Origin of the sequence: Achromobacter sp. GD03932, assembly GCF_029839485.1 — a bacterium.
GTDB lineage: Bacteria > Pseudomonadota > Gammaproteobacteria > Burkholderiales > Burkholderiaceae_B > Achromobacter > Achromobacter bronchisepticus_A.
On the sequence record NZ_JAOCAT010000009.1, the window covers coordinates 85,640 to 111,757 of the forward strand.

Genomic DNA, 26,118 nt, shown 5'->3' on the forward strand with positions numbered 1-26,118 from the left:
AATCAGACCGACTCCAGTTGTTTCAGTATTTTCCGGCAAGCTGGAGGCAGCTCGGCCGTAAGCGTCAGGGGCTCGCCCGTCACCGGGTGGGCCAGCGTCAATTGGTGGGCGTGCAGAAACATCCTGCCGAAGCCCATGCGCGCGAACTGTGCCCGCACTTCGTCGCGGCCGTACTTGTCGTCGCCCACGATGGGGAAGCCGCTGGCGGCCAGGTGCACCCGGATCTGATGGGTGCGGCCGGTGCGCAATTCGGCGTCGACCAGACTATAGCCACCAAACCGCTGCTTGAGCGTGACGATGGTGTGCGCCGACTGGCCGTCCGGGTCGACCTTGACCCGGCGTTCGCCGGACTGGGTGGTCCACTTGGACAGGCCCAGCTTGATGTGCTGCCGGTCATTGACCCAATCGCCCTCGACCAGGGCCAGGTAGTGTTTGTCCCCTTTTCCTTCGCGCAGCATGGCGTGCAAGGCCAGCAGGGCGCTGCGCTTCTTGGCCACCATCAAGAGACCCGAGGTCTCCCGGTCCAGACGATGGACCAGCTCCAGGAACTTGGCGCCGGGCCGGGCCGCCCGCAGTTGTTCAATCACGCCGAAGGACACGCCGCTGCCGCCGTGGACCGCCACTCCGGCGGGCTTGTCCACCACCAGCAGCGCCTCGTCCTCGAACACCACGGGGAATTCTGCGCCAGGCACTGGACGGGGCTTGCCCGGATCCGGCAAACGCAGGGGCGGAACGCGGACCACGTCCCCCTCGGCGACGCGGTAGTCGGCCGAAGTGCGTCCCTTGTTTACCCGCACTTCGCCGCCGCGTATGGCTTTGTAGATATGGGTTTTGGGGACGCCCTTGCACAAGCGCGCAAGATAGTTGTCCAGACGCTGGCCGGCATGCTCGGCGTCGACTTCCACCAGCCGGACGGCAGGGGGAGCTTTAGAGAGGGAAAGCGAGGGGGAAGTTTCTTTGCGCATTGCGAAAAGCGACATATAATCGGGACAGCCTAAAGGGGCTGAACTAGCCGCCTGACGTAGAGATGCAACGTTACGCAACTCCGTCGAGCGCGCGGGCCGCCATTGTACTGCCTGCTCATTCAACCCCCGGGGTCATTTGGTCGCCGGCGCAACCGCGCCCTGCCGGATAGTGGTGTGGCATTCATTTTGCCCGCTGTCCCAGCAGGTCCGTTGCATGCCGCAAGCGGCTCTGAAGCACCGCAAGAATCGTCGCATATTTAAAGCACCAGCTGCGCGTGGGCAACCAATCCGACCGCAACTGCCGTTCACAGCACTTTTCCGTCAAACCACATTCAGTGAAGCTGACCCTCCTGCTGACAGAACCCCGAGCCCCACGGCTCGACGTGCCCGCCTGACCCGCGGCGGATACGCCTGGGCGCCGCCCAGGTACGGTCCGCAACTCTTGCCCGCTTCAGCCCGCAGCCCGAGTGACCCGAGGTCACGCGCCGATATCGGCGCGTCATGACAACGGAGAACCCCTCTCATGAAGCGCATGCTGTTCAATGCGACGCATCAGGAAGAATTACGCGTCGCTATCGTCGATGGGCAAAAACTCATCGACCTCGACATCGAGACTGCCGGCCGCGAACAACGCAAAGGCAATATCTACAAAGGTGTCATCACCCGGATCGAACCCGGCCTCGAAGCCTGCTTCGTCAACTACGGTGAAGACCGTCACGGTTTCCTGCCTTTCAAGGAAGTGGCCCGCAGCTACTTCAAGGAAGGCGTGGACGTCCGCAGCGCCCGCATCCAGGACGCCCTGCGCGAAGGCCAGGAACTGATCGTCCAGGTTGAAAAGGAAGAGCGCGGCAACAAGGGCGCCGCCCTGACCACGTTCATCTCGCTGGCCGGCCGCTACCTGGTCCTGATGCCCAATAACCCCCGTGGCGGTGGCGTTTCGCGCCGCGTCGAGGGCGAGGACCGCCAGGAACTGCGCGACACGATGGAGCAGCTCGATCTGCCCCAGGGCATGAGCATCATCGCGCGCACCGCCGGCATCGGCCGCAACGTCGAAGAGCTCCAGTGGGACCTGTCCTACCTGTTGCAGCTCTGGACCGCGATCGACGGCGCCGCGCGCGACAACTCCGCGCCGATCCTGATCTACCTGGAATCCAGCCTGGTCATCCGGGCCATCCGCGACTACTTCTCCCCGGAAATCGGCGAGATCCTCATCGATACCGACGAGATCGCCGACCAGGCCACGGCCTTCATGAGCGTGGTGATGCCGGACAACGTCCAGCGCGTCAAACGCTACCGCGACGATATCCCGCTCTTCTCCCGCTTCCAGATCGAACACCAGATCGAGACGGCCTACTCGCGCACGGTCACGCTGCCCTCGGGCGGCGCCATCGTCATCGACCACACCGAAGCCCTGGTTTCCGTGGACGTCAACTCGGCCCGCTCCACGCGCGGCGCCGATATCGAGGAAACCGCGCTGCGCACCAACTCGGAAGCCGCCGACGAAGTGGCCCGTCAGTTGCGCCTGCGCGACCTGGGCGGCCTGATCGTCATCGACTTCATCGACATGGAGGACAGCAAGAACCAGCGCGCCGTCGAACAGCGCCTGCGTGACGCCCTCCACTTCGACCGCGCCCGCGTCCAGATGGGCAAGATTTCGCGCTTCGGCCTGATGGAACTGTCGCGCCAGCGCCTGCGCCCCGCCCTGAACGAAGGCTCGCACATCACCTGCCCGCGCTGCAACGGCACCGGCGTGATCCGCGACGCCGAGTCCAGCGCCCTGCACGTGCTGCGCCTGCTGCAGGAAGAGGCCATGAAGGAAAACACCGCCGCCGTGCACGCCCAAGTGCCGGTCGACGTTGCGACCTATCTGCTGAACGAAAAGCGCGCTGACATCACCAAGATGGAAGCCCGCCTCAAGGTCAACCTGATGCTGATCCCCAACAAGCATCTGGAAACGCCGCACCACCACATCGAGCGCCTGCGCCACGACGATCCGCGCCTGGAAGAACTGAAGACCAGCTTCGAACTGGTTGAAGCCCCGGCCACGGACGCTCCCTGGCAGCCGCGCGAGCACGAAATCAAGTCGCGTCCGGAAGCGCTGGTCAAGGGCATCACGCCCTCGCAGCCCGCTCCGGTTTCGACGCCCGCCCCCGCGCCGGCTCCCGCGCCGGCGGCAACCGGCGGCCTGGGCGGCCTGTTCAAGCGCCTGTTCGGCTGGCTGGGCGGCAGCTCCGAAGCGGCCAAGCCCGCTCCCGCCGCCCAGGAAGACAGCGCCAAGCGCGCCAGCTCCGGCCGCGGCAAGGGCCGCAGCGGCCATGACGGCCAGGAACGCCGTGGCGAACGCCATGGTTCGGACCGCAACCGCAACCGCCGCGGCGAATCGCGCGGCGAAGGTGCCGAGGCCAGCGAAGGCGGCCGCCACCACGTGCGCGGCAACCGCCGCGCCGAGGGCGACCGCCAGGAACGCGGCGACCGCAATAACCGCAACGACGCCCGCGGCGAACGCGACACCCAGGCCACGCAAGCGGCCCTGGCGTCCAACCGTCCCGAGCAAGCCGTGGAAGCCGGCGGCGAGGACAGCGGCGCCGGCCGCAACCGCCGCCGCGGCCGTGGCCGCAACCGCCGCGAGGAAGGCCAGTCCGACGCCCCGATGAGCGAACAGGAAAGCATGGTCGCCGCCCTGGCTCAAACGGTCGCCACTGCCCTGCCCGAGACCAAACCGGCTCCTGAAGCCGCCGCGGTGACCGCCGAGGCTGTCGAAGCCGAAGCCGTGGCCGAACAGACCGCCGATGGCGTACCCGCCGTGGAAGGCGCCGAAGGCGCTGCCGATCCCGAGCGCAAGCGCCGCCGCCGCCGCAGCCGCCGCGGCCGCCGCAGCCAGGAAGAAGCAGGTTTGGCCGGCAGCGACGATCAGCAGGAAGATGGCGCCGACGACGACAGCATCGATCAGCCGGAAGAAGCTGCCGCTCAACCCGCCGTGACCGCTGCGCAAGCCGTGGAACCTGCCGTACAGGTCCAAGCCGCTCCGGTGCAAGCCCAGCAGCCCGAAACCGCGGCGGCCGAGCCCGCCCAGGTTGCGGCTGCCCCGGTTGCCGCTGCTCCGGTTGAAGCCCAGCCGGCAACGCCCGTGCAGGTCCAAGCCGAGCAAGCCGTCGAACCCGTGGCCCAGCCCGTGCAGACGGCTGCCGCCGAGGTGACCCAGCCTGTGTCCGTGCAGGCCGCGAGCGAGGCTTCCGCCCCCGCAGCGACCGAGACGACGCCGGTGGAAGCCGCCGCCGTCGAGCCCGTGGTTGCTCCCGCCGCCGCGCCGGCCGCCCCGGTTGCTCCTGCCGCGCCCGTGGCACAGGAAGCGGCTGCCCCGGCGCCCGCAGCCAGCCAGCCCATCGTGCTGCCGGCTGCCGCCCCGTCGGCCAAGGCCCAGGCCCTGCACGACGTGGTGAACGCCGCCGGCCTGCAGTGGGTGGAGACCGATCCGGACCGCCACGCCCAGACCCAGCTGCGTATCGCCGCTGCACACACGCCGGTCCGCCTGGGCCGCGAGCGCAAGCCGGTCGCGCCCGTTTCCAACGAACCGCTGGTTCAGGTCGAAACGCGCCACTAAGCCGCAGGCCCGCAAGGGCTTGCGACTGGCAGCACGCCGCACCCCGGACGCTGGATACCGATCCAGCGTCCGGGGTGTTTTTCATGGTGGCTTGGCAGCGCGGCGGCGCCCGACGCGATCCGCAGCGCGCACGTCCTGGACGTTCACTCGTCCTCTATCGGCTCCGCGGGCAGGTTCAAGGCCAGACCGGCCTCTTCAACGAATGCTTCCGCCAGCGCCGAATGCGGCATATGCCGGGCCCAGATGATCCCCATGCAGCGCAGCGGCGCGCGCCCCGGCAGCGGCACGCGCTTGACGCGCCGGCTGTCCACCCAATCGGGCGCCCAATCGGGCACCAGCGACACGCCCAGCCCTTCCGACACCATGCAGGCGATGCCCATCAGGCCATCGACCTCCAGACGCTCGCGCGGCACGATGCCGTGCTGGCGCAGGTACTGGTCCGCCAGCCGGCCGCCCCAGACATTGCGGTCATAGCGTATGAAAGGCTGCGTGCTCATGAGTTCGTGGGCGTCATTGCTCACAGTATCGGGCGGCGCCAGCACCACCAGCGGCTCTTCCGCCACCAATTTCCAGGCGTAGCCCTTGGACAGGTTGAATTGCGGTTTGACGATGAAGGCCGCGTCCAGGTCGCCGTTGATCACGCGGTGGTACAGGTGATTGGAGGTGCCCGGCTCCACGAACACCGCCAGTTTGGGCAGGCGCCGGTACAGGCGCGCCAGCACGGTGGGCATGATGCCCGTCAGCGCCGACACCGACACGCCCAGCCGCAATTCGCCCAGCGGCGCGTCGTCGCTGGCGCTGGCGCGCAGGTCCCGCACTTCGCGCAATACGCTGCGGGCCCGCTCCAGCACCTTCAGGCCCGCCTCGGTCGCCTTGACGCTACGGCCGACGCGCTTGATGAGGGTGGCGCCCAGCTCCTCTTCCAGGGTGCGCACCCGCGCCGCGATCGCGGCGGGAGTCAGGTCCAGCCGGCGCGCGGCCTCCGCCAGCGATCCGCATTCGACCACCGACACAAAGCTCTGCACATATCGCGTATCCAAAGCGTCCCCCCTTTTTTCTGCATGCACGATTTGCGCCAGGGCAAACCACAACAATTTTATGGATTGAAGCAATTAAACAGCAGATGTTCAGCGGCCGCTTCGGTGCCAGAATCAGACGTTGCCGCCGCGCCGCCCGGCGCGTCCTTTTCATTCATCAGAAATCGAGTAGAGACAATGAGCACCCAAGCCAGCATTCCCGGCGTTTTTTCTCCGGTCCTGACGCCGTTCGACGCAGCCTATCGCCCGGCCCTGGGCCGCTATGTGAAGCACTGCCGCTGGCTGCGCGAACAATCCGTCGGGCTGGCCATATTCGGCACCAACTCGGAAGCCAACTCGCTGGCCCTGTCGGAAAAGCGCAGTCTGCTGGACGCGCTGCTGGAAGCGGGCGTGGAACCGTCCGCGCTGATGCCCGGCACTGGCGCCTGCGCGCTGCCCGATGCGATCGAACTGACCCGCCACGCCGTGCGCAGCGGCAGCATGGGCGTGCTGGTCCTGCCCCCCTTCTATTACAAGGGCGTAAGCGACGAAGGCCTGTTCCGCTACTACGCCGAACTGATCGAAGGCGTGGGCGATGACCGGTTGCGCATGTACCTGTATCACATCCCTCCCGTGAGCCAGGTGCCGCTGAGCCTGGACCTGATCAATCGGCTGCTGGACCGCTATCCTGGCCAGGTCGCCGGCGTGAAGGACAGCGGCGGGGACTGGAACAACACGGCCGCCATGATCGAACGCTTCGCGCCGCGCGGCTTCAAAGTCTATGCGGGCAGCGAAGCCTTCCTGCTGCAAACCCTGCGCGCCGGCGGCGTGGGCTGCATCACCGCCACCGGCAACGTCAATCCTGGCCCCATCGTCGCCCTGCAACAGCGCTGGCAGGAAGCCGACGCCGACGCCCGCCAGGCCGGACTGAACGCGACCCGCAACGTGTTCGGTAAATTCCCCATGATCCCCGCGATGAAAGCCGCTATTGCCTGGAAATCCGGCGATCCGGCCTGGGCGACCGTGCGCCCGCCCCTGGTGGAACTGAACGCAGAGCAGCGCTCTGCCCTGCAGGCCGCGCTGGACGACAATGGCTTTGACATGCCGGGCGCGCAGACCCTGGCAGACAACTAGCGCCGCGCCTGCGGCATCGAACGACGGAACAGCCCCGGCGCACGGCGACCTGAAGCCGTGCGCCGGGGCGCTTTCTTTGGCAGTGCCGCTCAGCTCACCACGCCGATGTTCCAGGGCACGAACTCGTGATCACCCAGTCCCAGGAGTTCGCTCTTGCTGCGCGTGCCGGAAGCCACCAGCAGGATTTCCTCGAAGATGCGCTGCGCCACTTCCTGCAGGGTCGCGGTGCCGTCCAGGATGTCGCCGCAATTGACGTCCATGTCCTCCGTCAGCCTTTCGTACATCGGCGTGTTGGTCGCCAGCTTGATCGAAGGCACGGGCTTGGCGCCGAACATCGAGCCGCGCCCGGTGGTGAAACAGATCATGTTGGCCCCGCCGGCGATCTGTCCGGTTGCGGACACCGGGTCGAAGCCCGGCGTATCCATGAACACCATGCCGGGCTGGCGCACCGGCTCCGCGTAGCGGTAGACCTCCATCAACGCCGTGGTGCCGCCCTTCATCGAGGAGCCCAGCGACTTCTCGAAAATGTTGGCCAATCCGCCCATCTGGTTGCCAGGGCTGACCTTGCCATTGATCTGCACATCGCGCCCCGGCGAATACTCTTCCTTCCACCAGCGGATGCGCTGCACCAGCTTTTCGCCGACCTCGCGGTTGCGGGCGCGCGAGGTCAAGGTGTGTTCCACGCCGTAGATCTCGGGCGTTTCGGACAGGATGGCGGTGCCGCCGTGGCGCACCAGGATGTCCATGGCCGCCCCCAATGCCGGATTGGCGGTAATGGACGAAAAGCCGTCCGAGCCGCCGCATTGCAGGCCCACCGTCAGGTGCCGCGCCGGCACCGGCGCGCGCTCGACGTCATTGGCCTCGGGCAGCAGCGCCTGCACGGCGGCGACGCCCGCTTCGATGGTTTTGCGCGTGCCGCCGGTCTCCTGCATGATGAAAGTCTTCAGCCGCGCGCCCGCCTCCAGGCCCTGGTCCTTGAGCAAGGCATCCAGCTGGTTGCGCTCGCAGCCCAGCCCGACGATCAGCACGGCGGCAAAGTTGGCGTGGCAGGCGTAGCCGCCCATCGTCCGGCGCAACAGGTCCATGGGTTCGCCGGACATCTCCATGCCGCAGCCCATGCCATGGCTCAGCGCCACCACGCCGTCCACATTGGGATAGGCGGCCATCAGCTGCGGCGTGAAGGCCTCGGCGATGCGGTGCACCACCGTCGCCGAACAATTGACCGTCGCCATGACGCCGATGTAGTTGCGCGTGGCGACCTGTCCATTGGCGCGCACGATGCCGAGAAAGCGCGCCTGCTCGGACTCGGGCAGGACCGGCGTGGCCACGTAATCGCGCGCATGCGCGTAGTCGCGGTCGAACTCCTGGAAGTCCATGTTGTGCGAATGGACGTAGGTGCCCGCCGGAATATCGCCCGCCGCAAAGCCGATACAGACGTTGTACTTGAGGATGGGCTCGCCGGCGCGCAGGTCGCGGGCCGCGATCTTATGCCCGGCCGAGATCTGGCTGCGGCTGACGATGCCTTCGGAGGGCACGGCCATGCCTATGCCGATTGGCACGCGCGCCACCACGACGTTGTCCGCGGAATGCAGCCGGATCACGGGTCCGGCCGCGCGTTTTTCAGTGAAATCGATCATGTCTGGATCTCGTAGAGAAAGGCCGCCCGCTCGGGCTGGCCGCTTATTCGGGTTTGATGCCTATGTCGCGGATCAGCACCGACCAGCGCGGCAGCTCCGTACCCACGAAACGCGTGAAGGCGTCGGAATCGCTGCCCACCACCGTGAAACCCTGCTCGCTGAGCTTGGCCTGCATATCGCTCTGCTGCACGGCGGCGCGAATGGAATCGGAGAGCTTGGCCACCACGGGCTTGGGCGTATTGGCCGGCGCAAACACGCCATACCAGGTCGACACTTCGAAGTCCTTGAAGCCGGACTCGGCCAGGGTCGGGATCTGCGGCGCCTTGGGGTCGCGCTTCAGGCTGGTGATGGCCAGCGGCCGGACCTTGCCCGAATTGATGTGCGGCAACGCCACCGGCAGATTGGCGAACATGTACGGCACATGGCCACCCAGCACGTCGGCCATGGCCGCCGATTCGCCCTTGTACGGCACGTGCGTCACCTTGGTACCCACCATGTGCGCAAACAGCTCGCCGGCAATGTGCTGCGGACCGCCCTGGCCCGACGAGGCATAGCTCATTGCGCCATCGCCGGCCTTGCGGATCTGTTCGGTCAGTTGCTGCACGGTCTTGGCGTCCACCAGGGCCGGATTGACCACCAGGATCAGCGGCATGGTCACGATCTGCGAAACCGGCGCAAAGTCCTTCTCGGGCTTGAACGGCAGGGACGGAAACAGCGAAGGCGCCACCACCATGGTGGACTGCGAACCCAGGAACAGCGAATAGCCGTCGGCAGGCGAACGCGCGACGTTGTCGGCGGCGATAGTGCCCGTGGCGCCCGCCCGGTTTTCGACCACCACCTGCTGCCCCAGGCTTTCGGCCATCTTGGCGCCAACCAGGCGCGCCACGATGTCCGCCCCGCCTCCCGGCGCAAAGCCCACGACCATGCGCAGCGGCTTATTCGGAAACTCCTCGGCCATGACGGCGGACGAGCCGCAGGAAAATGCGAGGGCCAGGCCTATGGCAACAGTCATGCGCGTCAGCGGACGCGCGGGCGTACAGGGGGTGTTCATGCGTTGGTCTCCGTATGCCATCGTCGCGCCCCTCCCCGGCCGCAGCGATGCGTGCCGGGATCGGAGCCGCGCGGCGGCTCGTTGTGTGTTGTGCGGTGCCAGAGCATTCTGGCGATTGCACTCCCTACCAACAAGTATGTATACGCAGCATCAGCACATAATATTTTTATGGTTTCAGATCGAGCCGGAAAGCATGGCGCGCGACGCGCCAAAAAAAAATCCACCCCGAGGGGTGGATCTGTCTGTGTGGCGCGCCCTATGGCCGCGCCCCGTTCGCCGCAGGCGCGGCGCAATCAGAACTGGTAGGTGTAGGTCAGCTGCAGCACGTCCAGGCCCGGGTTCGGGCGCTTGATGCTGGCGTTCGAGAAATGCGAATAGCGCAGGCCGATGCGGTTGTTCGGCGTCACGAGAAAGCCCATGCCGATGTGGTCGCCAAACTGGAAAGCGGTGCTGATGTTCTCGTCGGCGAAACGCGTGCTGGAGAAGAGCGTGGCGCCGATACCCGCTTCAATGTAGAAGCGTTCGCCAGTCCACCAGCGGAACATCGGGATGGCATTGAGCTGCCAGACATGGCCCGGGGAGCGCGAGCCGTTCGCCTTCCAGTAGGACGCGCCCAGTTCGGGCGTCAGGTCCAGGCGGCCCCAATTGCCGCCGAACTGGTAGGTCCAGACGGAAGCCGTTTCGTAGTTGATCGTCAGGCGCTGGTAGTGGTCGCCAATGCCGTAATGCATGCTGACACCGCCCTGGGTGCCCTCGGACGATTGGGCGCTTGCCAGCGACGCGGTTGCAGCCAGGGCAAGCCCCACAAGGCCGGTAAGCATCTTCTTCTTGATCAACTGCATCGAAAAACTCCGTAGATTTCAAACCTAGTACGCAACATAGCAAAATCCGGGGCGGAAGGCTCACGCTTTGTCGCACGCAGGCAACATCGTGGATGGAAAACACTGTTCCGCAAATCATTCGCCATGGGCCGCCGCGGGGCCGCATATGACAATGCCGCCGGCAGCCCTGGGCTACCGGCGGCATCTTGGCGCAGTTGGCCCGGCCCGCCCCGAGGGCACGGGCCGGCGCAAACTCAAGCCGTAACCACGTCCGCCGGTTGATTGGTCAGCAAGGCCAGCAGGCGGGCGATTTCCTCGCGCAGTTGGCGGCGGTCGACGACCATGTCGATGGCGCCCTTCTGCAGCAGGAACTCGGCGCGCTGGAAGCCTTCTGGCAGCTTTTCGCGCACGGTCTGTTCGATCACGCGCGGGCCGGCAAAGCCGATCAGCGCCTTGGGCTCGGCAATGACCACGTCGCCCATGAAGGCGAAGCTGGCCGACACGCCGCCCATGGTGGGGTCGGTCAACACGCTGATGAACGGCAGGCCGGCCGCCGACAGGCGAGTCAGCATGGCGTTGGTCTTGGCCATCTGCATCAGCGACAGCAGGCTTTCCTGCATGCGCGCGCCGCCCGAGGCAGCCACGCAGATGAAGGGCGTCTTGTTGTCCAGCGCGGCCTGGGCGCCGCGCGCGAAGCGCTCGCCCACCACCGAGCCCATGGAGCCGCCCATGAATTCGAATTCAAAGCAGGCCAGCGTAGCGGATACGCCGCGGATCGAACCGCTCATGACCACCAGCGCGTCGGTTTCGCCGGTTTGCTTGACCGCTTCCTGCAGGCGCTCGGGGTACTTGCGCGTGTCCTTGAACTTCAGCGTATCGACCGAACGCGTGGTCTGGCCGATCTCGACGCGGCCCTCGACATCCAGCAGCGAATCGATGCGGGCACGGGCCCCGATGCGCATGTGGTGGTCGCACTTGGGGCAGACGTGCAGATTGGCCGCCAGGTCTTCGCTGTACAGCACCGATTCGCACGACGGGCATTTCACCCATAGGCCTTCGGGAACGCGGCGGGGGCCGCTTTCGCTGGTTTTATTGATGCGAGGAGGCAGGAGTTTTTCGATCCAGCTCATTGATTATTCATCCCGTATGAGGTCACGCCCGCCGCTCAGGCCGACGCGCTTGCTCGTTTTACTTGATCCAGCGCTTGCCGGATGGTGCGCAGCCAGCCGCTGGCGGCGGTGACTGCGGCGTCTGTTTTCTGGGCCGCCGGGGCATTCGCCGCCGCCTGCTCCATGGTTTCAATCAGCTTGCTGCCGATCACGACGGCGTCGGCCGCGCGCGCCACGCGCTGGGCGCTTTCGGCGTCGCGGATGCCGAAGCCCACGCCTACCGGAATGTCGCGCACGTGGCGGCGGATCACAGCCAGGCGCTCGGCAACGTCGTCGGTGTTGAGCGAACCCGAACCCGTGACGCCCTTGAGCGACACGTAGTACACGTAGCCCCGCGCCACTTCCGCGACGGCCTTGATGCGCGCTTCCGTTGACGTAGGCGCCAACAGGAAGATCGGCGCAATGCCGTGCTCACCCAGCGTGGCGGCGAACTCGACGACCTCTTCGGGCGGATAGTCCACCACCAGCACGCCGTCCACGCCCGCCTGCTCGGCGCGGCGCGCGAAATCGGCCTGGCCCATGCGTTCGATGGGGTTGGCATAACCCATGAGCACCACGGGCGTGGATGCGTCGCGCTGGCGGAATTCAGCCACCAGCTCCAGCACGCGGGCCAGGCCCACGCCCTGCGCGATGGCGCGGTCGGCGGCACGCTGGATCACCGGGCCGTCGGCCATGGGATCCGAGAACGGCACACCCAGCTCGATGACGTCGGCGCCGGCCTCGACCAGCGCGTGCATCAGGGGTACGGTCGCGGCGGGCGAAGGGTCGCCCGCGGCAATATAGGGAATCAGCGCCGCGGCGCGCCCGGATTCGGCGGTACGCGCAAAAGCGGCGGCGATGCGGTCGGTGCGAGTGGTCATGGACAGGGCCTCAGAGCTCGATGCCGGCCTGTTCGGCCACGGTATGCATGTCTTTGTCGCCACGGCCCGACAAATTGACCAGGATGACGGCGTCGCGCGGCAGCGTGGCGGCCATCTTCACGGCTTGCGCGATGGCGTGCGACGACTCCAGCGCGGGCATGATGCCTTCGATGCGGCAGCAGTCGTGGAAAGCCTTGAGGGCTTCCGCGTCGGTGATGCCGACGTACTCGGCGCGGCCGGAGTCCTTCAGCCAGGCATGTTCCGGACCGACGCCCGGGTAGTCCAGGCCGGCGGAGACAGAATGGGTTTCCTGGACCTGGCCATCGGCGTCCTGCATGACGTAGGTGCGGTTGCCGTGCAGCACGCCCACCTGGCCCGCGGCCAGGGAGGCGGCGTGGCGGCCGCTGTCCATGCCCTCGCCCGCCGCCTCGACGCCGATCAGGCGCACGTTTTCGTACGGGATGTAGGGATGGAAGATGCCCATGGCGTTGGAGCCGCCGCCCACCGCCGCCACGACGTAGTCGGGCTGGCGGCCGGTGGCTTCGGGCATCTGCGTCAGGCATTCGTTGCCGATGACGGTCTGGAAATCGCGCACCATGCGGGGATAGGGGTCGGGACCCGCCACCGTGCCGATGATGTAGAAAGTGTTCTCGATGTTGGTGACCCAGTCGCGCATGGCTTCGTTCAACGCGTCCTTCAGGGTGCGCGAACCGGACGTGACCGGCACCACCGTCGCGCCCAACAGCTTCATGCGGTAGACATTCGACGCTTGGCGACGGACGTCCTCGCTGCCCATGTAGACCACGCATTCCATGCCATAGCGGGCCGCCACCGTGGCGGTGGCCACGCCGTGCTGGCCGGCGCCGGTTTCAGCGATGACGCGGGGCTTGCCCATGCGCTTGGCCAGCAATGCCTGGCCGATGCAATTGTTGACCTTGTGGGCGCCGGTGTGGTTCAGGTCTTCGCGCTTGAACCAGATCTGGGCGCCGCCCACCATTTCCGACCAGCGGCGTGCGTGGTAGACCGGGCTGGGCCGGCCGACGAAATGCTTGAGTTCATAGTTGAACTCTTCCTGGAAGGCGGGGTCGACACGGTAATGGTCATAGGCCGCGCGCAGCTCGTCGAGCGCGTGCATCAGCGTTTCCGCCACGAAAACACCGCCATAAGGGCCGAAATGGCCCTGGGCATCCGGAAAGTCGTAAGGTTTCACCAAGCATCTCCCCCGGGTATCGCGGCAGGCCACTGCCGGCCGCAAATCCGGTTTGCAACCCGTCATTTTACCTGACGCCGGCAGCGGCCGGGGGCACCGCCCCAGCCGCCCCGGGAACCGTCAGCCTGCGCTCAGAGCGACTGCCCCAGGCGGCGCAGGAAGGTGTCGCAGGCGGCCAGCTGGTCCAGCGCGACGTACTCGTTGGGCTTGTGGGCCTGTTCGATATGGCCGGGGCCGCAGACCACGGTGGGGATGCCGATGCCCTGGAACAGGCCGGCCTCGGTGCCGTAGGCGACCTTGCGGGTGGCGCGGTCTTCGGTCAGGGCGCGCACCAGCTGGGTGATGGCGGCTTCCTCGGACGCTTCCAGGGCGGGAGCAGCGGCGCCGGTTTCGATTTCGATGCTGGCGCCGTCGAACTCGGCCTTCATGCGCGGCAGGAGCTCTTCGCGCACGTATTTTTCAACTTCTGCCTGGATCTCGTCGGGTTGCATGCCGGGCAGGTTGCGGAATTCGTAGGTGAATTCGCACAGTTCGGGGATGGTATTGACCGCGATGCCGCCCCGGATCTGGTTGGTGGTCATCGTGGAGAACGGCACGTCGTAGAACTGATCGTAGGGACCGTTGGCCTTGAAGCTGTCGGCCAGGTCGCGAATGCGGCAGATCAGGCGGGCGGCATATTCGATGGCGTTGCAGCCGCGCGGAGTCAGCGACGAGTGCGCCGCCTTGCCGTGCACCTTGCAGCGGAACAGGTTGATGCCCTTGTGCGCCACCACCACCTGCATGCCGGTGGGCTCGCCCACCACGCAGCCTTCGGGGCGGATGCCGCGTTCGTGCAGGTCGGCCAGCATGTAGGGCGCGCCGGCGCAGCCGACTTCCTCGTCATACGAGAACGCCAGGTGCATCGGCTTCTTGCGCGGCATGGCCAGGAATTCCGGCACCATCGCCAGCGAACTGGCGATGAAACCCTTCATGTCGCAGCTGCCGCGGCCGTAGAGCAGGCCGTCTTTTTCAACGAGCTTGAACGGATCCGTGCTCCATTCCTGGCCGTCGACCGGCACCACGTCGGTGTGGCCGGACAGCACGATGCCGCCCTGCATGCCGCCGTCCTGGGCGGGCAAGGTCGCGAACAGGTTGGCCTTGGTGCGCTCCGGATTATGCGCCAGCCATGCGTCGACGCCCTGGCCCTTAAGCCAATCCCGTACGGTTTCGATCAGGGCAAGATTGGAATTGCGGCTGGTGGTGTCAAAGCCAACCAGCGTTTCCAGCCAGGTGCGCGCGTTCATGTCACTACTCTCTTGGGGAAAAACAGGAGTGTAAGGCCAGCGCGCCTCCGCGTCTCGGCGTGGTCCGGCGCGCGAAGCGCCTAGAATGTCGCCCGGATAGGAAAACCCCAAGGAGAAACCGTGCAGCACAAAGCAGTTCCCACACGCAACATCGTGGCGGCAGTAATAGGCAATGCCCTCGAATGGTATGACTTCCTGGTGTTCGCGTTCATGACGCCGATCATCTCGAAGCTGTTCTTCCCCACCGATCCCAGCGTTCCCGGCAGCGAGCTGAACGCCATCCTGATGACCACCGCCATTTTCGGCGTCGGCTTCTTCATGCGCCCCGTGGGCGGCATCATCCTCGGCCTGTACGGCGACAAGAAAGGCCGCAAGGCCGCCATGGTCATGGTGACCTCGCTGATGGCCGTGTCGATCGCGCTGATCACCGTGGCCCCGACCTACCACGCGGCCGGCATCCTGGCCCCGATCTTCATCCTGATCGCGCGCCTCCTGCAGGGTTTCTCCGCCGGCGGCGAATTCGGCACCTCGACCGCGCTGCTGATCGAGATGGCGCCCAACGGCAAGCGTGGCTTCTATGGTTCCTGGCAGATGGCCGGCCAGATGCTGGCGCTGCTGATCGGCGCGGCCTGCGGCACGCTCATCACCGAGTTCTTCACCCCGCAACAGATCGCCGACTGGGCATGGCGCCTGCCGTTCGCCTTCGGCCTGGTCATTGTCCCCATCGCCATCTACATCCGCCGCAACGTCGATGAAACCGACGCTTTCAAGCAGATCAAGGAAGAAGAGCGCCAGGCCGCCGCCCGCGGCGACGTGCAGCGCCTGAGCCTGGGCCAGATGCTGAAGACGCATACCCGCGAAGCGCTGATCGGCGTGGGCCTGGTCGTGACCGCGACCGTGTCCATCTACATCACCTTCACGTATCTGGTGACCTACTCCACGCAGATCCTGAAGCTGCCGCTGAACCAGACCTTCCTGGTGCAGATGGCGGGCGCGGCGCTGATGGTGCTGCTGACGCCCTTCATGGGCGCCTGGTCCGACCGCATCGGCCGCCGCCCCCTGGTGATCGGCTCGCTCATCGGCTACCTGATCGTGCTGTATCCGCTGTACTACTGGCTGTCGGATGCGCCCTCCATCGGCCGCCTGCTGGCCGTGCAGGTCGTGGTCTGCCTGTTCGTATCGGCGTTCTTCGGCGTGTTCAGCACGGTGATGGCGGAACTGTTCCCCGCGCGCGTGCGCTCGGTGGGCCTGTCGCTGGCCTATAACGTGGCGGTGATGATCTTCGGCGGCTTCGCACAGTTCATCGTGACCTGGCTGATCAAGACCACCGGTTCGCCGATGGCTCCCGCCTACTACGTGATGTTCGGCGTGGCGCTGGGCCTGATCGCCGCCTTCTACATGCGCGACCGCGCGCACGAAGAGCTGGACAACTGAGTTCCGCTCCCACCCGGGCCGCCCGGCCCGGGTTTCCCGCCTAGCGGCGTGTCGCCGACGACACGCCCGGCACTTCGGCCAGGGCGTCCAGCGCGCGGGACAGTGATTCCCCCCCGCGCACTTCCACCGTGAACACCATATGAGCCAGCGACTGCTTGCTTTGCGTGTTCACGCCCACCACGTTCAGGCGCAGCCGCGCAAAGACTTCGGACAGGTCCCGCAACAGGCCGGAACGGTCGTGCGCGCGCACGCTGATGTCCACGGGGTAGAACGTGTCGCCGGTCTCGCCCCAGGCCACCTCGATAACGCGCTCCGGCTCGCGGGCGGCCAGCGCCAGATAGCTGTGGCAATCGCTGCGGTGGATCGACACGCCGCGTCCGCGCGTGACAAAGCCCGCGATGGGGTCCGGCGGCGCCGGACGGCAGCAGCGCGCAAGCTGCGTCAGGAGCGACCCCACCCCCACCACCAGCACGCCGCTCTTGCCGCTTTTCTCGGCGCTGCCGGCGCTGGCGTGGCGCAAAGCGGCCGGTTGCGGCTCGACGGCCGGTCCGGGCTGCTGGAACAGGGTATCGATCTGCCGCAGGCTGAATTCTTCCTTGGCCGCCGCCACGTACAGGTCGTCGGCGCGGGCGAACCCCAGGTTCTGCGCCAACTGCTCCAGGTTGACGGCGGTCTTGCCCAGGCGCTGCAATTCCTTTTCGACCAGGGCCTGGCCCTGGGTGATGCGCTGCTGCAGTTCGATCGCGTTGAACCACATGCGCACCTTGGCGCGGGCCCGCGGACTGGCCAAAAAGCCGAGCTGCGGGTTGAGCCAGTCGCGCGAGGGCCCGCCGGACTTGGCGGAGATGATCTCCACGGTCTGGCCGGTGGACAGATGCGTCTGCAGCGGCACCATCTGCCCGTCGACGCGGGCGCCGCGGCAGCGGTGGCCCAGGTCGGTATGCAGGTGATAGGCGAAATCCACCGGCGTGGCGCCGGCTGGCAGTTCGATCACGCGCGCCTGCGGCGTCAGCACGTAGATGCGCTCATCGGTATGGACCGGCGCCGTCGCCGCGCCGCGCTGCTTGCCCGATGCCGGCTTGGCGGGCGCGGGCTGGGCGGGTTCGCCGCCACCCTCGACATCGCTGTTCCAGGCCAGCAGCTGGCGCATCCACGCCAGTTGCCGGTCGTATTCGCTGGAGGCCGCCACCTGGCCGCCCTTGGCGCCCGCTTCCTTGTAGCGCCAATGCGCAGCCATGCCGTATTCGGCGAACTGGTGCATCTCGCGTGTGCGGATCTGCACTTCGAAGGGACGGCCGTCGTCGTCGGCCACCACTGTGTGCAGCGAGCGGTAGCCGTTGGGTTTGGGCCGGGAAATATAGTCGTCGAACTCCTCGGAGATCGGCGTCCACATTTCGTGCACCATGCCCAGCGCCGTATAGCAGGCGCGCACGTCATCAACGATGATGCGCAGCGCGCGCAGGTCGTACATCTGCGAGAAATCCAGCCGCTTCACGCGCATCTTGTTCCAGATGCTGTAGATGTGCTTGGGCCGGCCGCTGACCTCGGCCTCGACGCCCGCCTTGGCCAGTCCCGTCTGCAGGCGCTCGATGGCGCCGGCGATGAAGGCTTCGCGCTCCACCCGCTTCTCTTCCAGCAGGCGGGCGATCTGCTTGTACTTGTCGGGCTCCAGGAAGCGGAACGCCAGATCTTCCATTTCCCACTTGATCTGCCAGATCCCCAGGCGGTTCGCCAGCGGCGCATACAGGTCCAGGGTTTCGCGGGCGAAATCGGTGGAGCACGGCGCCTTGCTTTCCGCGTGCCAGCGCAAGGTGCGCAGGCGCGAGGCCAGCCGCATCAGCACGATGCGCAGGTCGGCCGCCATGGCCAGCAGCATCTTGCGCTGCATCTCCTTTTGCGAGCCGCTTTCGGCGGCGGCGTCGCTTGCCTGCCGCGCCACCACGCCCAGGCGCAGCAGCGCGCGCGTGCCCTGCACCAGCCGCGCGATTTCAGGGCCGAATGCCGCCGCGACCGGATCGCTGCGCAGGGACGGCGCGGGCGCCATCAGGTCGGTCGGCAAGGCAGCCAGCAGCGCCGCGGCGCGGGTGGCGGCATCGGTATGCAGAGCCGCCAGAATGCGGACCACGCCCGCGCCATGCCCGGCCAGGGGTTCGCCGGTCAGCGCCTGCTGCCCTTCGAAACGCGGTTCGGCCCAGGCCACGGCCTGGTCGATCAGCGCCATGCCGTCGGCATCCAGGCCGGCGCCTACCTCCTGGCGCCAGGTAGCGTCGAAAGGCGTAGGCGCGTCGGGAACAGGCGGGGCGGACATGACGGACGGCAGGCGGAGGTAGTTTGATATCCCGACACTCTACACTAGGGTTTGTAGACACCAAAAGCAGCCGCTAGCCCCGGCATATGGAAGGAACCGAAGCTTATGTTGCGCTGGCTCAAGGGCCGGGGCGCCCGCCCCTCCGCGGTGGCCGAAATGCAGGCCCGCATCTCCCCGGAACTGTGGCAACGGGTGCTGGACGCCCACCCGTTCCTGGCGGCTTTGAACGCCGATGAAGCCGCCCAGCTGCAGGCGCGCTCGGCCTGGCTGCTGGCCAGCAAGCACATCAATGGCGCGCAAGGACTGGAGGTCTCGGACTTCATGCGCCTGAGCATCGCGGCCCAGGCCAGCCTGCCCATCCTCAACCTGGCGCCCGAACTGTACGAAGGCTGGGACGAGATCATTGTGTACCCGGCCAGCTTCCGCATTCCGCGCTCGCGCCAGGACGATGACGGCGTGGTGCACGAATACCTGGAGGACGCCGCCGGCGAAGCCTGGGAAGGCGGGCCGCTGGTGCTGTCCTGGGAAGACACGCAGTTCTCCGAGGGCGGCTTCAACGTGGTCATCCACGAGTTCGCCCACAAGCTGGACCTGCGGTCGGGCCATGCCGACGGCATGCCCTCGCTGGCCGCGCACCCCGAACTCAAGCCCCAGGCATGGCGCCGCATCCTGGACGACAGCCTGGACCGCTTCATCGCGGCCGTGGACGCGGTCGAAGCCGCCATCCCGCACGACGTGGATCCGGAAAGCGAGGCCGCCGACGCCTGGTACGGCCAACTGCCGATGGACCCGTATGCCGCCACCGACGAAGCCGAGTTCTTCGCTGTCAGCTCGGAACACTTCTTCGTGGATCCCTATCCCATGCACGAAGCACTGCCGCAATGGTATGGACTGCTGCGGGCCTACTACCGGCAGGATCCCCTGGAACGCTACGCATGAAACAGCTGCTGATCGTGTGGCATTCGCGTACCGGCGCCGCGCGGCAGATGGCCGAAGCCGCGGCGCGCGGCGCGCTCGCGGCCGCCGCGCAGCTGGAACAGGCGGCAGACCTGAACGTGGTCCTGCGGCGGGCCGCCGATACGCAGGCTGATGCAATGCTCGCCAGCCAGGCCTACCTGTTCTGCGCCCCCGAAAACCTGGCCTCGCTGAGCGGCGAGATGAAGGAGTTCTTCGACCGCAACTACTACGCCGTGCTGGACCGGATACAAGGGCTGCCCTACGCCTGCGCCATCAGCGCGGGCAGCGACGGCTCGGGCGCGGCGCGGCAGGTGGAACGCATCTGCACCGGCTGGCGGCTCAACGCGCTGGCGCCGCCGCTCATCGTCAATATGGGCGCGCAGACGGCGCAGCAGATCCTGGCGCCCAAGACCGTGGCCAGTGCGGAACTTGCGAAATGCGAGGAATTGGGCGGCCTGCTGGCCGCGACGCTGTTGCTCGGGCAGTAGCCGGCACAACGCGGGAAGAAGAGACGGATGGCGGACGCGATGGCCCGCCACCCGCGCACGCGTCGGACGCCCAGGGCGCCCAACGCGGCAAACATCTCAGACGGCAGCCGTCACGACGATTTCGACCTTGAAATCCGGGTTGGCCAAACGGGCCTCGACGGTGGCGCGCGGAGGCGAATTGCCGTCGGCGACCCAGGCGTCCCAGGCCTTGTTCATGCCATCGAATTCCTTCATGTTGGCCACATAGATCTGGGCCATCAGGATCTTGGTCTTGTCGGTGCCGGCTTCGGCCAGCAGGCGGTCGATCGTGGCGAGCACCTGTTCGGTCTGGCCGGTGATGTCCAGCGTGGAATCGTCCGGCACCTGGCCGGCCAGGTACGCGACGCCGTTGTACACGGCCATGTCGGACAGGCGCTTGGCCACGTGGAAGCGCTTGATGCTGCTCATGAATAGTCCCCTAGATTCGAGTGGGTTGGGTGGAACAATGCAGAAGAACCCGCAATTTACCCCGAGCCGCCGTCAGGCGGGAGGCAGCTGGAACACCTGGCGCAGATAGGCCAGGTAGGCCGGATCGTCGCACATGGTCTTTTCCGGCGCGTCGGACACCTTTGCCACCGGCTGGCCATTGCAGCGGACCATCTTCATGACGATCTGCAAGGGCTCGTGGCCCAGGTCGTTGGTCAGGTTGGTGCCGATGCCGAAGGACACCTTGCAGCGGCCGGAAAACTGGCGGGCCAGCTCGATGGCGCGCGGGAAGGTCAACGAATCCGAAAACACCAGCGTCTTGGCGCGCGGATCCACGCGGTTCTTGCGGTAGTGCTCGAGCAGGCGTTCGCCCCAGACGAAGGGATCGCCTGAATCATGCCGCGCGCCGTCGAACAGCTTGCAGAAATACATGTCGAAATCGCGCAGGAAGGCATCCATGCCATAGACGTCCGACAGCGCAATGCCCAGGTCGCCACGGTATTCCTTGGCCCACACCTCCAGCGCGTACACCTGCGAATCGCGCAGCCGCGGACCCAGCGCCTGGCAGGCTTGCAGGTATTCGTGGCCCATGGTTCCCAGGGGTAGCACCTCGTGCTGCTTGGCCAGCAGCACATTGCTGGTGCCGGCGAAATGCACGCCCATCTGCGATTTCATGGTGGACACGATTTCTTCGTGCCAGATCTTGGAAAAGCGGCGCCGCGTGCCGTATTCGGCCACGCGGAAATCGGCCAGCGCCGGATCGTCCAGCACCAGGTGCATCTTGGAATGCAGGCGCTTGCGGCCCTCTTCCCAGTCGGGATTCTTGCGCGTGTTGCGGAAATAGACCTCGTTGACGATGGCCAGCACCGGGATCTCGAACAGGATCGTATGCAACCACGGGCCTTTGACCTCGATGCTGATTTCGCCCGGCCCCTCGCCTACGCCGATGTGGATGCAGCGCTCCGGCAGATGGAAGAGTTCGAGGAAATCGACGAAGTCGCTTTTGATAAAGCGCAAGCCGCCCAGATATTTAAGTTCGTCCTCGGTGAAGCGCAGCTGGCATAGCTGATGCACTTCCTCGCGGATTTCGTCCAGGTAGGGACGCAGGTCGACCCCGGGCGTGCGGCATTTGTAACGGTACTCGACCTGGGCAGCGGGAAAATGATGCAGAACCACCTGCATCATGCTGAATTTATACAGATCGGTGTCGAGCAGCGAAGTGATTATCATGATGGCGCGTTTCGTTTCGCGACACCATAGCATAGAGCCCCCGCTGTTCAGGGCGAAGGGCCACTATGTCAATACGGGTATTGCCGGCACATCGGCGCGGCATTGGGTAAAATCCGCCCAACAAGACACAAAAGCCGCCGCTCCCGGAGTTCCTGAATGACCCACGTTGTCACCGAAAACTGTATTAAGTGCAAGTACACCGATTGCGTAGACGTGTGCCCGGTGGACTGTTTTCGTGAGGGTCCGAACTTCCTCGTGATCGATCCCGACGAATGCATCGACTGCGCCGTCTGCATCCCGGAATGCCCGGCCAATGCCATCTACGCCGAAGAAGACGTGCCGCAGGACCAGCTGAATTTCATCGCCCTGAATGCCGAACTCTCGCCCGAGTTCGCCAGCATCAGCCGCGCCAAGAAGCCCCTGCCCGACGCCGACGAATGGAACGGCAAGCAGGACAAGCTGCAATACCTGGAAAAATAATCCGCGAACGCCGGCCCCACCCTGGCGGCCGGCTTCGCGCGATGTACCGATGACCGACGACTCCAAATACACGCGCCAGACCGTTACCCACGTCCATACCTGGGTGCCTGACAAGCTGTTCTCCGTGCGCGTGACGCGCGACGACGCGTATACGTTCCAGCCGGGCCAGTTCGCCCGGGTCGGTCTGCCGGAAGCCGGCGCATCGGAAGGCGAACCCACGTTGTGGCGCGCCTATTCCATGGTGTCGGCGCCGCACGAACCCTGGCTGGAGTTCTATTCCATCGTGGTCCCCGAAGGCCTGTTCAGTCCGCGCATGGCGCGGCTGCAGCCCGGCGACTCCCTGTATGTGGAGAAGACGCCCTACGGGTTTCTGACCCTGGAGCGCTTCGCGCCCGGCGGCGATCTCTGGCTATTGGCTTCGGGCACCGGCCTGTCTGCCTATCTGTCGATCCTGCGCGACCCGGCAGTTTGGCGGGCCTACCGCCGCATCATCCTGGTGCACGGGGTGCGCACCGCCGCGGAGCTCGCCTACCGCACCGAAATCGAATCCTGGCGCAACCAGCCGGCCCTGGCCGAGTTTTTCGCGGCGGATCCGCAGAAACTCGTCTACCTGCCCATCGCCACCCGCGAAGCCCTGCCCGGCATGCCGCAGGAACGCCTGACCACGCTGATCGCCGACGGCCGCCTTGAGCAGTTGGCCGGCCAGCCGCTGGATCCCGAGCAGGCCAAGATCATGCTTTGCGGCAACCCCGACATGCTGGCCGACGCCCGCAAGCTGCTGGGCGAACGCGGCTTCAAGCCTGGACGCCGCGGCATTCCCGGCAATCTGGCGGTAGAAAACTACTGGTAGTTCTCTCCGTCCGACTTAGTGCATAAATCCTCCCTTTGATATGGCTTCCGGGTGTAAAAAGCGCCCTAAACTGGTGCCCAATGGGTAGTCGGGTCGCTTTTTAGCAACAGATTTGCTTTTTTTGTCGGCGTTTCTTCAGGCTGTTTAGAAATATCGTTAGTGCCCGGAGCAATAATCGGGACACACGCACGACCCAGAAGGACTTTTCTCAAATGCTGTATCAATTGCACGAAATGCAGCGCGCCTTCCTGACTCCGTTCGCTGCATTCACGGACGCCGGTTCCCAGCTGTTTTCCAGCCCCTACAGCCCTCTCGCCTATACCCCGATTTCGCGCCAGATGGCAGCCGGGTATGAGCTGATGACCCGCATCGGCAAGGAATACCAGAAGCCTGCCTGGAACCTGCCCACCACCGAAATCAACGGCAAGTCCGTCCGCGTCATCGAAGGCGTGGCCATGGACAAGCCGTTCTGCCGCCTGCTGCATTTCCAGCGCGATGTCCGCCACACGGGCCGCGACGATCCCAAGGTCCTGCTGGTCGCGCCGCTGTCCGGCCACCACGCCACCCTGCTGCGCGACACCGTGCGCGCCCTGCTGCCGGCCCACGACGTCTACGTCACCGACTGGGTCGACGCCCGCATGGTGCCGCTGTCGGCCGGTCCGTTCCATCTGAACGACTACGTGCGCTACGTGCAGGACTTCATCCGCCACCTGGGTCCGGACGTCCACGTGATTTCCGTGTGCCAGCCCACGGTGCCGGTGCTGGCCGCCGTCTCGCTGATGGCCTCCGCCAACGATCCCTGTCAGCCGCGCAGCATGGTGATGATGGGCGGCCCCATCGACCCGCGCCAGTCGCCCACGCAGGTCAACCGCCTGGCCACGACCAAGCCCTACAGCTGGTTCGAGAACCAGGTCATCCATCCGGTGCCGCCCCGCTATCCGGGCGCTGGCCGCAAGGTCTACCCGGGTTTCCTGCAGCACGCGGGGTTCATGGCAATGAACCCCGACCGCCACATGAAGTCGCATTACGACTTCTACCTGGACCTGCTGCGCGGCGACGACAGCGACGCCGAAGCGCACCGCCGCTTCTACGACGAATACAACGCCGTGCTGGACATGCCGGCCGAGTTCTACCTGGACACGATCCGCATGGTGTTCCAGGAATTCCAGCTGCCCAACGGCACCTGGGAAGTGGACGGCAAGCTGGTGCGGCCGGCTGACATCAAGAAGGTCGCCCTGCTCACCATCGAAGGCGAACTGGACGACATCTCGGGCCAGGGCCAGACTCGCGCCGCCATCAAGCTGTGCAAGAACATTCCGGCCGAGCGCAAGACGCATTACACGGCGCCCAATTGCGGCCACTACGGCATTTTCTCGGGCCGCCGCTGGCGCGAAATGATCTGTCCTAAAATTGCCGAATTCATCCGGCAATCTGCGTAGGATGGGTGTAGCGCGAGTCAAGCCGGCCTAGAATCCGGACCTCCGACGCGCGCAACCCTTCAAACAGCGGTGGCTAGAAATATCACTGCTGTCTGAACGGTTGCGCGCGATTCGCATTTGGAGCCCCTGGTTCCTGTCTTGCACGCCCTCCCCCCGTCCCACGATTTCTTCTACACATTCATGTCCTGTCGCTCATTAGCCGACCGCATCGATGCCTTGCTGCCCCAGACGCAATGCACCAAGTGCGGGTACGACGGCTGCCGGCCCTACGCCGACGCCATCGCGGACGGCTCCGCTCCGATCAACCGCTGCCCGCCCGGAGGCGATGACGGTATCGCCGCGCTGGCGGTCCTGCTTGATACCCCCATCCTGCCGTTGGACGCCACCCGCGGCGAACCCGGCCCGCTGCTGGTCGCGCGCATCGACGAAGCGCACTGCATCGGCTGTACGCTGTGCATCCAGGCCTGTCCCGTGGATGCCATCGTCGGCGCCAACAAGCACATGCACACCGTGCTGGCCGACTGGTGCACCGGCTGCGACCTGTGCGTGGCGCCCTGTCCGGTCGACTGCATCCAGATGGTGCCGGCCGGCCGCGCCTGGAGCGCGCAAGACGCCACGATCAGCCGCCAGCGCCACCGCAGCCATCTGGCGCGCACCGAACGCCTGGCCGCCGACAACGCGCGCCTGATGGCGCCCGAAGCGGCTGCCGCGCCCAGTGCTCCCGCCGCCGACGAGGCGCGCAACGAGGACCGCAAGCGTTCCGCCATTGAATCCGCCCTGGCCCGCGCCCGGGCCCGCCGCAACCCCACGCAATCATGAACGCCGCCAAACGCCGAGAGATCTTCGCCCGCCTGCAGGCCGCCAACCCGCATCCGACCACCGAGCTCGAGTACGACACGCCGTTCCAGCTGCTGATCGCCGTGCTGCTGTCGGCGCAGGCGACCGACAAATCGGTCAACATCGCCACGCGCAAGTTCTTCCCCGCCTACGGCACGCCGCAAGCCCTGCTGGCCCTGGGCGAAGAAGGCCTGGCGGATTACATCAAGACCATCGGCCTGTACCGCACCAAGGCGAAGAACACCATCGCCACCTGCAAGATCCTGATCGAGCAGCACGGCGGCGAAGTGCCGCAGACGCGCGAAGCGCTCGAAGCCCTGCCCGGCGTGGGGCGCAAGACCGCCAACGTGGTGCTCAACACGGCGTTCGGACAACCCACGATGGCCGTGGACACGCACATCTTCCGCGTATCGAACCGCACCGGCATCGCGCCCGGCAAGAACGTGCTGGAAGTCGAACAGAAACTCGAAAAGTTCGTGCCGCGCGAATACATGCAGGACGCTCACCACTGGCTGATCCTGCTGGGCCGCTACGTCTGCGTGGCGCGCAAACCCAAATGCCCTCAATGCGGCATTTCCGATCTCTGCGAATTCAAGCAGAAGACACCCGCCTGATCGCGCACAAGCTTATGCGCCGGCGCGGCATTCGGCGCGCCGCAAACCGGGTTTTCCCTCGCCAATAAATCCATGACGCGTTGATGACGATCAACGCGTATTTGCTGCATTGCGTTTCCATTATGGAAAGCCTCTATTCCCTTGTGGCGCAAGCATTGTCAGCCTGCCGACAATTGCCCATTCCGCACTGCAAAACCTATGACAAACCCTCATGGAATTTTGATAAATAGGTGCGCATACTCGCCGGCAACTCAGAAGAAAACTGCGAT

Annotated in this window: 22 protein-coding genes; 10 read left to right on the top strand and 12 right to left on the bottom strand. The window is 65.8% G+C overall.

The features are described from left to right. Positions 1-2: 2 nt before the first annotated feature. Complete coding sequence (locus tag N5C88_RS10785) at positions 3-965, bottom strand: RluA family pseudouridine synthase (protein WP_280015301.1); 963 nt, start codon at positions 963-965, stop codon at positions 3-5. Between the two features lie 523 nt (positions 966-1,488). Between N5C88_RS10785 and N5C88_RS10790 the strand changes: the two genes are divergently transcribed. Continuing rightward, positions 1,489-4,566: an Rne/Rng family ribonuclease gene (locus N5C88_RS10790; protein WP_280015302.1), complete on the top strand. Its 3,078-nt coding sequence runs from the start codon at positions 1,489-1,491 to the stop codon at positions 4,564-4,566. Positions 4,567-4,709: 143 nt separating this feature from the next. Here the strand turns inward: N5C88_RS10790 and N5C88_RS10795 are convergent, their stop codons facing one another. After that, a complete protein-coding gene (locus N5C88_RS10795) occupies positions 4,710-5,606 on the bottom strand; it encodes a LysR family transcriptional regulator (protein WP_054450590.1) in 897 nt (298 codons plus the stop codon). Positions 5,607-5,780: 174 nt separating this feature from the next. Between N5C88_RS10795 and N5C88_RS10800 the strand changes: the two genes are divergently transcribed. Next, positions 5,781-6,716, top strand: a complete 936-nt coding sequence (locus N5C88_RS10800; protein WP_280015303.1) for a dihydrodipicolinate synthase family protein — start codon at positions 5,781-5,783, stop codon at positions 6,714-6,716. 89 nt (positions 6,717-6,805) lie between these two features. Here N5C88_RS10800 and N5C88_RS10805 read toward each other — a convergent pair whose 3' ends face one another. The 7 genes from N5C88_RS10805 to argE form a co-directional block, all read right to left on the bottom strand. Then, positions 6,806-8,353 carry an altronate dehydratase family protein gene (locus N5C88_RS10805; protein WP_280015304.1) on the bottom strand — a complete coding sequence of 516 codons (1,548 nt, stop codon included), beginning with the start codon at positions 8,351-8,353 and terminating at the stop codon, positions 6,806-6,808. A 43-nt stretch (positions 8,354-8,396) separates the two neighbouring features. Next, complete coding sequence (locus N5C88_RS10810; RefSeq protein ID WP_059374804.1) at positions 8,397-9,404, bottom strand: tripartite tricarboxylate transporter substrate binding protein; 1,008 nt, start codon at positions 9,402-9,404, stop codon at positions 8,397-8,399. Positions 9,405-9,697: 293 nt separating this feature from the next. Further along, the gene (locus N5C88_RS10815) at positions 9,698-10,246 is read right to left on the bottom strand and encodes an acyloxyacyl hydrolase (protein ID WP_059374806.1); all 549 of its coding nucleotides are present in this window, start codon (positions 10,244-10,246) and stop codon (positions 9,698-9,700) included. Between the two features lie 233 nt (positions 10,247-10,479). Beyond that, the gene (accD, locus tag N5C88_RS10820; protein WP_054450581.1) at positions 10,480-11,355 is read right to left on the bottom strand and encodes an acetyl-CoA carboxylase, carboxyltransferase subunit beta; all 876 of its coding nucleotides are present in this window, start codon (positions 11,353-11,355) and stop codon (positions 10,480-10,482) included. A gap of 35 nt (positions 11,356-11,390) precedes the next feature. Beyond that, positions 11,391-12,254: a tryptophan synthase subunit alpha gene (trpA, locus tag N5C88_RS10825; protein ID WP_059374808.1), complete on the bottom strand. Its 864-nt coding sequence runs from the start codon at positions 12,252-12,254 to the stop codon at positions 11,391-11,393. 10 nt (positions 12,255-12,264) lie between these two features. Beyond that, positions 12,265-13,464 (bottom strand): tryptophan synthase subunit beta, encoded by a 1,200-nt coding sequence (trpB, locus tag N5C88_RS10830; RefSeq protein WP_054451311.1) that lies wholly within the window; start codon positions 13,462-13,464, stop codon positions 12,265-12,267. Between the two features lie 131 nt (positions 13,465-13,595). Next, positions 13,596-14,747, bottom strand: coding sequence for an acetylornithine deacetylase (gene argE / locus N5C88_RS10835; protein ID WP_054450578.1), 1,152 nt, complete (start codon positions 14,745-14,747; stop codon positions 13,596-13,598). A gap of 120 nt (positions 14,748-14,867) precedes the next feature. Here argE and N5C88_RS10840 point away from each other — a divergent pair, with 120 nt between their 5' ends. Continuing rightward, positions 14,868-16,181, top strand: a complete 1,314-nt coding sequence (locus tag N5C88_RS10840; protein ID WP_059374811.1) for an MFS transporter — start codon at positions 14,868-14,870, stop codon at positions 16,179-16,181. A 40-nt stretch (positions 16,182-16,221) separates the two neighbouring features. Here the strand turns inward: N5C88_RS10840 and N5C88_RS10845 are convergent, their stop codons facing one another. Beyond that, on the bottom strand, positions 16,222-18,489 hold the full coding sequence (locus tag N5C88_RS10845) for a bifunctional (p)ppGpp synthetase/guanosine-3',5'-bis(diphosphate) 3'-pyrophosphohydrolase (RefSeq protein WP_280015305.1): 2,268 nt from the start codon (positions 18,487-18,489) through the stop codon (positions 16,222-16,224). Between the two features lie 105 nt (positions 18,490-18,594). On the opposite strand from N5C88_RS10845, the gene N5C88_RS10850 reads away from it, so the two are divergent. Both N5C88_RS10850 and N5C88_RS10855 read left to right on the top strand, forming a co-directional pair. After that, the gene (locus N5C88_RS10850) at positions 18,595-19,428 is read left to right on the top strand and encodes a M90 family metallopeptidase (protein ID WP_059374814.1); all 834 of its coding nucleotides are present in this window, start codon (positions 18,595-18,597) and stop codon (positions 19,426-19,428) included. Further along, positions 19,425-19,934, top strand: coding sequence for a flavodoxin (locus N5C88_RS10855; protein ID WP_059374816.1), 510 nt, complete (start codon positions 19,425-19,427; stop codon positions 19,932-19,934). The genes N5C88_RS10850 and N5C88_RS10855 overlap by 4 nt, the downstream gene beginning before the upstream one ends. Before the next feature lie 96 nt (positions 19,935-20,030). Here N5C88_RS10855 and N5C88_RS10860 read toward each other — a convergent pair whose 3' ends face one another. Both N5C88_RS10860 and pncB read right to left on the bottom strand, forming a co-directional pair. After that, positions 20,031-20,381 carry a RidA family protein gene (locus N5C88_RS10860; RefSeq protein ID WP_013392200.1) on the bottom strand — a complete coding sequence of 117 codons (351 nt, stop codon included), beginning with the start codon at positions 20,379-20,381 and terminating at the stop codon, positions 20,031-20,033. Between the two features lie 72 nt (positions 20,382-20,453). After that, positions 20,454-21,629 (bottom strand): nicotinate phosphoribosyltransferase, encoded by a 1,176-nt coding sequence (pncB, locus tag N5C88_RS10865; protein ID WP_059374817.1) that lies wholly within the window; start codon positions 21,627-21,629, stop codon positions 20,454-20,456. 156 nt (positions 21,630-21,785) lie between these two features. Here pncB and fdxA point away from each other — a divergent pair, with 156 nt between their 5' ends. From fdxA to nth, 5 genes are all read left to right on the top strand, one after another. Next, entirely contained in the window at positions 21,786-22,109 is a 324-nt protein-coding gene (fdxA, locus tag N5C88_RS10870; protein WP_006389264.1) for a ferredoxin FdxA, read from the top strand. A gap of 49 nt (positions 22,110-22,158) precedes the next feature. Then, the gene (locus N5C88_RS10875) at positions 22,159-22,959 is read left to right on the top strand and encodes a ferredoxin--NADP reductase (protein WP_054450568.1); all 801 of its coding nucleotides are present in this window, start codon (positions 22,159-22,161) and stop codon (positions 22,957-22,959) included. Between the two features lie 212 nt (positions 22,960-23,171). Beyond that, positions 23,172-24,398, top strand: coding sequence for a polyhydroxyalkanoate depolymerase (phaZ, locus tag N5C88_RS10880; RefSeq protein WP_059374822.1), 1,227 nt, complete (start codon positions 23,172-23,174; stop codon positions 24,396-24,398). 180 nt (positions 24,399-24,578) lie between these two features. Then, positions 24,579-25,217, top strand: coding sequence for an electron transport complex subunit RsxB (gene rsxB / locus N5C88_RS10885; protein WP_059375342.1), 639 nt, complete (start codon positions 24,579-24,581; stop codon positions 25,215-25,217). After that, positions 25,214-25,849: an endonuclease III gene (gene nth, locus N5C88_RS10890; protein ID WP_054450563.1), complete on the top strand. Its 636-nt coding sequence runs from the start codon at positions 25,214-25,216 to the stop codon at positions 25,847-25,849. Before rsxB ends, nth begins: the two co-directional genes overlap by 4 nt. Positions 25,850-26,118 lie beyond the last annotated feature (269 nt).

Coding starts and splice junctions, on each gene's coding strand:
- N5C88_RS10785 (WP_280015301.1), bottom strand. CDS start 965: ATGCGCAAAGAAACTTCCCCCTCGCTTTCCCTCTCTAAAGCTCCCCCT.
- N5C88_RS10790 (WP_280015302.1), top strand. CDS start 1,489: ATGAAGCGCATGCTGTTCAATGCGACGCATCAGGAAGAATTACGCGTC.
- N5C88_RS10800 (WP_280015303.1), top strand. CDS start 5,781: ATGAGCACCCAAGCCAGCATTCCCGGCGTTTTTTCTCCGGTCCTGACG.
- N5C88_RS10805 (WP_280015304.1), bottom strand. CDS start 8,353: ATGATCGATTTCACTGAAAAACGCGCGGCCGGACCCGTGATCCGGCTG.
- N5C88_RS10810 (WP_059374804.1), bottom strand. CDS start 9,404: ATGAACACCCCCTGTACGCCCGCGCGTCCGCTGACGCGCATGACTGTT.
- N5C88_RS10815 (WP_059374806.1), bottom strand. CDS start 10,246: ATGCAGTTGATCAAGAAGAAGATGCTTACCGGCCTTGTGGGGCTTGCC.
- accD (WP_054450581.1), bottom strand. CDS start 11,355: ATGAGCTGGATCGAAAAACTCCTGCCTCCTCGCATCAATAAAACCAGC.
- trpA (WP_059374808.1), bottom strand. CDS start 12,254: ATGACCACTCGCACCGACCGCATCGCCGCCGCTTTTGCGCGTACCGCC.
- argE (WP_054450578.1), bottom strand. CDS start 14,747: ATGAACGCGCGCACCTGGCTGGAAACGCTGGTTGGCTTTGACACCACC.
- N5C88_RS10845 (WP_280015305.1), bottom strand. CDS start 18,489: ATGTCCGCCCCGCCTGTTCCCGACGCGCCTACGCCTTTCGACGCTACC.
- N5C88_RS10850 (WP_059374814.1), top strand. CDS start 18,595: ATGTTGCGCTGGCTCAAGGGCCGGGGCGCCCGCCCCTCCGCGGTGGCC.
- N5C88_RS10855 (WP_059374816.1), top strand. CDS start 19,425: ATGAAACAGCTGCTGATCGTGTGGCATTCGCGTACCGGCGCCGCGCGG.
- N5C88_RS10860 (WP_013392200.1), bottom strand. CDS start 20,381: ATGAGCAGCATCAAGCGCTTCCACGTGGCCAAGCGCCTGTCCGACATG.
- pncB (WP_059374817.1), bottom strand. CDS start 21,629: ATGATAATCACTTCGCTGCTCGACACCGATCTGTATAAATTCAGCATG.
- fdxA (WP_006389264.1), top strand. CDS start 21,786: ATGACCCACGTTGTCACCGAAAACTGTATTAAGTGCAAGTACACCGAT.
- N5C88_RS10875 (WP_054450568.1), top strand. CDS start 22,159: ATGACCGACGACTCCAAATACACGCGCCAGACCGTTACCCACGTCCAT.
- phaZ (WP_059374822.1), top strand. CDS start 23,172: ATGCTGTATCAATTGCACGAAATGCAGCGCGCCTTCCTGACTCCGTTC.
- rsxB (WP_059375342.1), top strand. CDS start 24,579: ATGTCCTGTCGCTCATTAGCCGACCGCATCGATGCCTTGCTGCCCCAG.
- nth (WP_054450563.1), top strand. CDS start 25,214: ATGAACGCCGCCAAACGCCGAGAGATCTTCGCCCGCCTGCAGGCCGCC.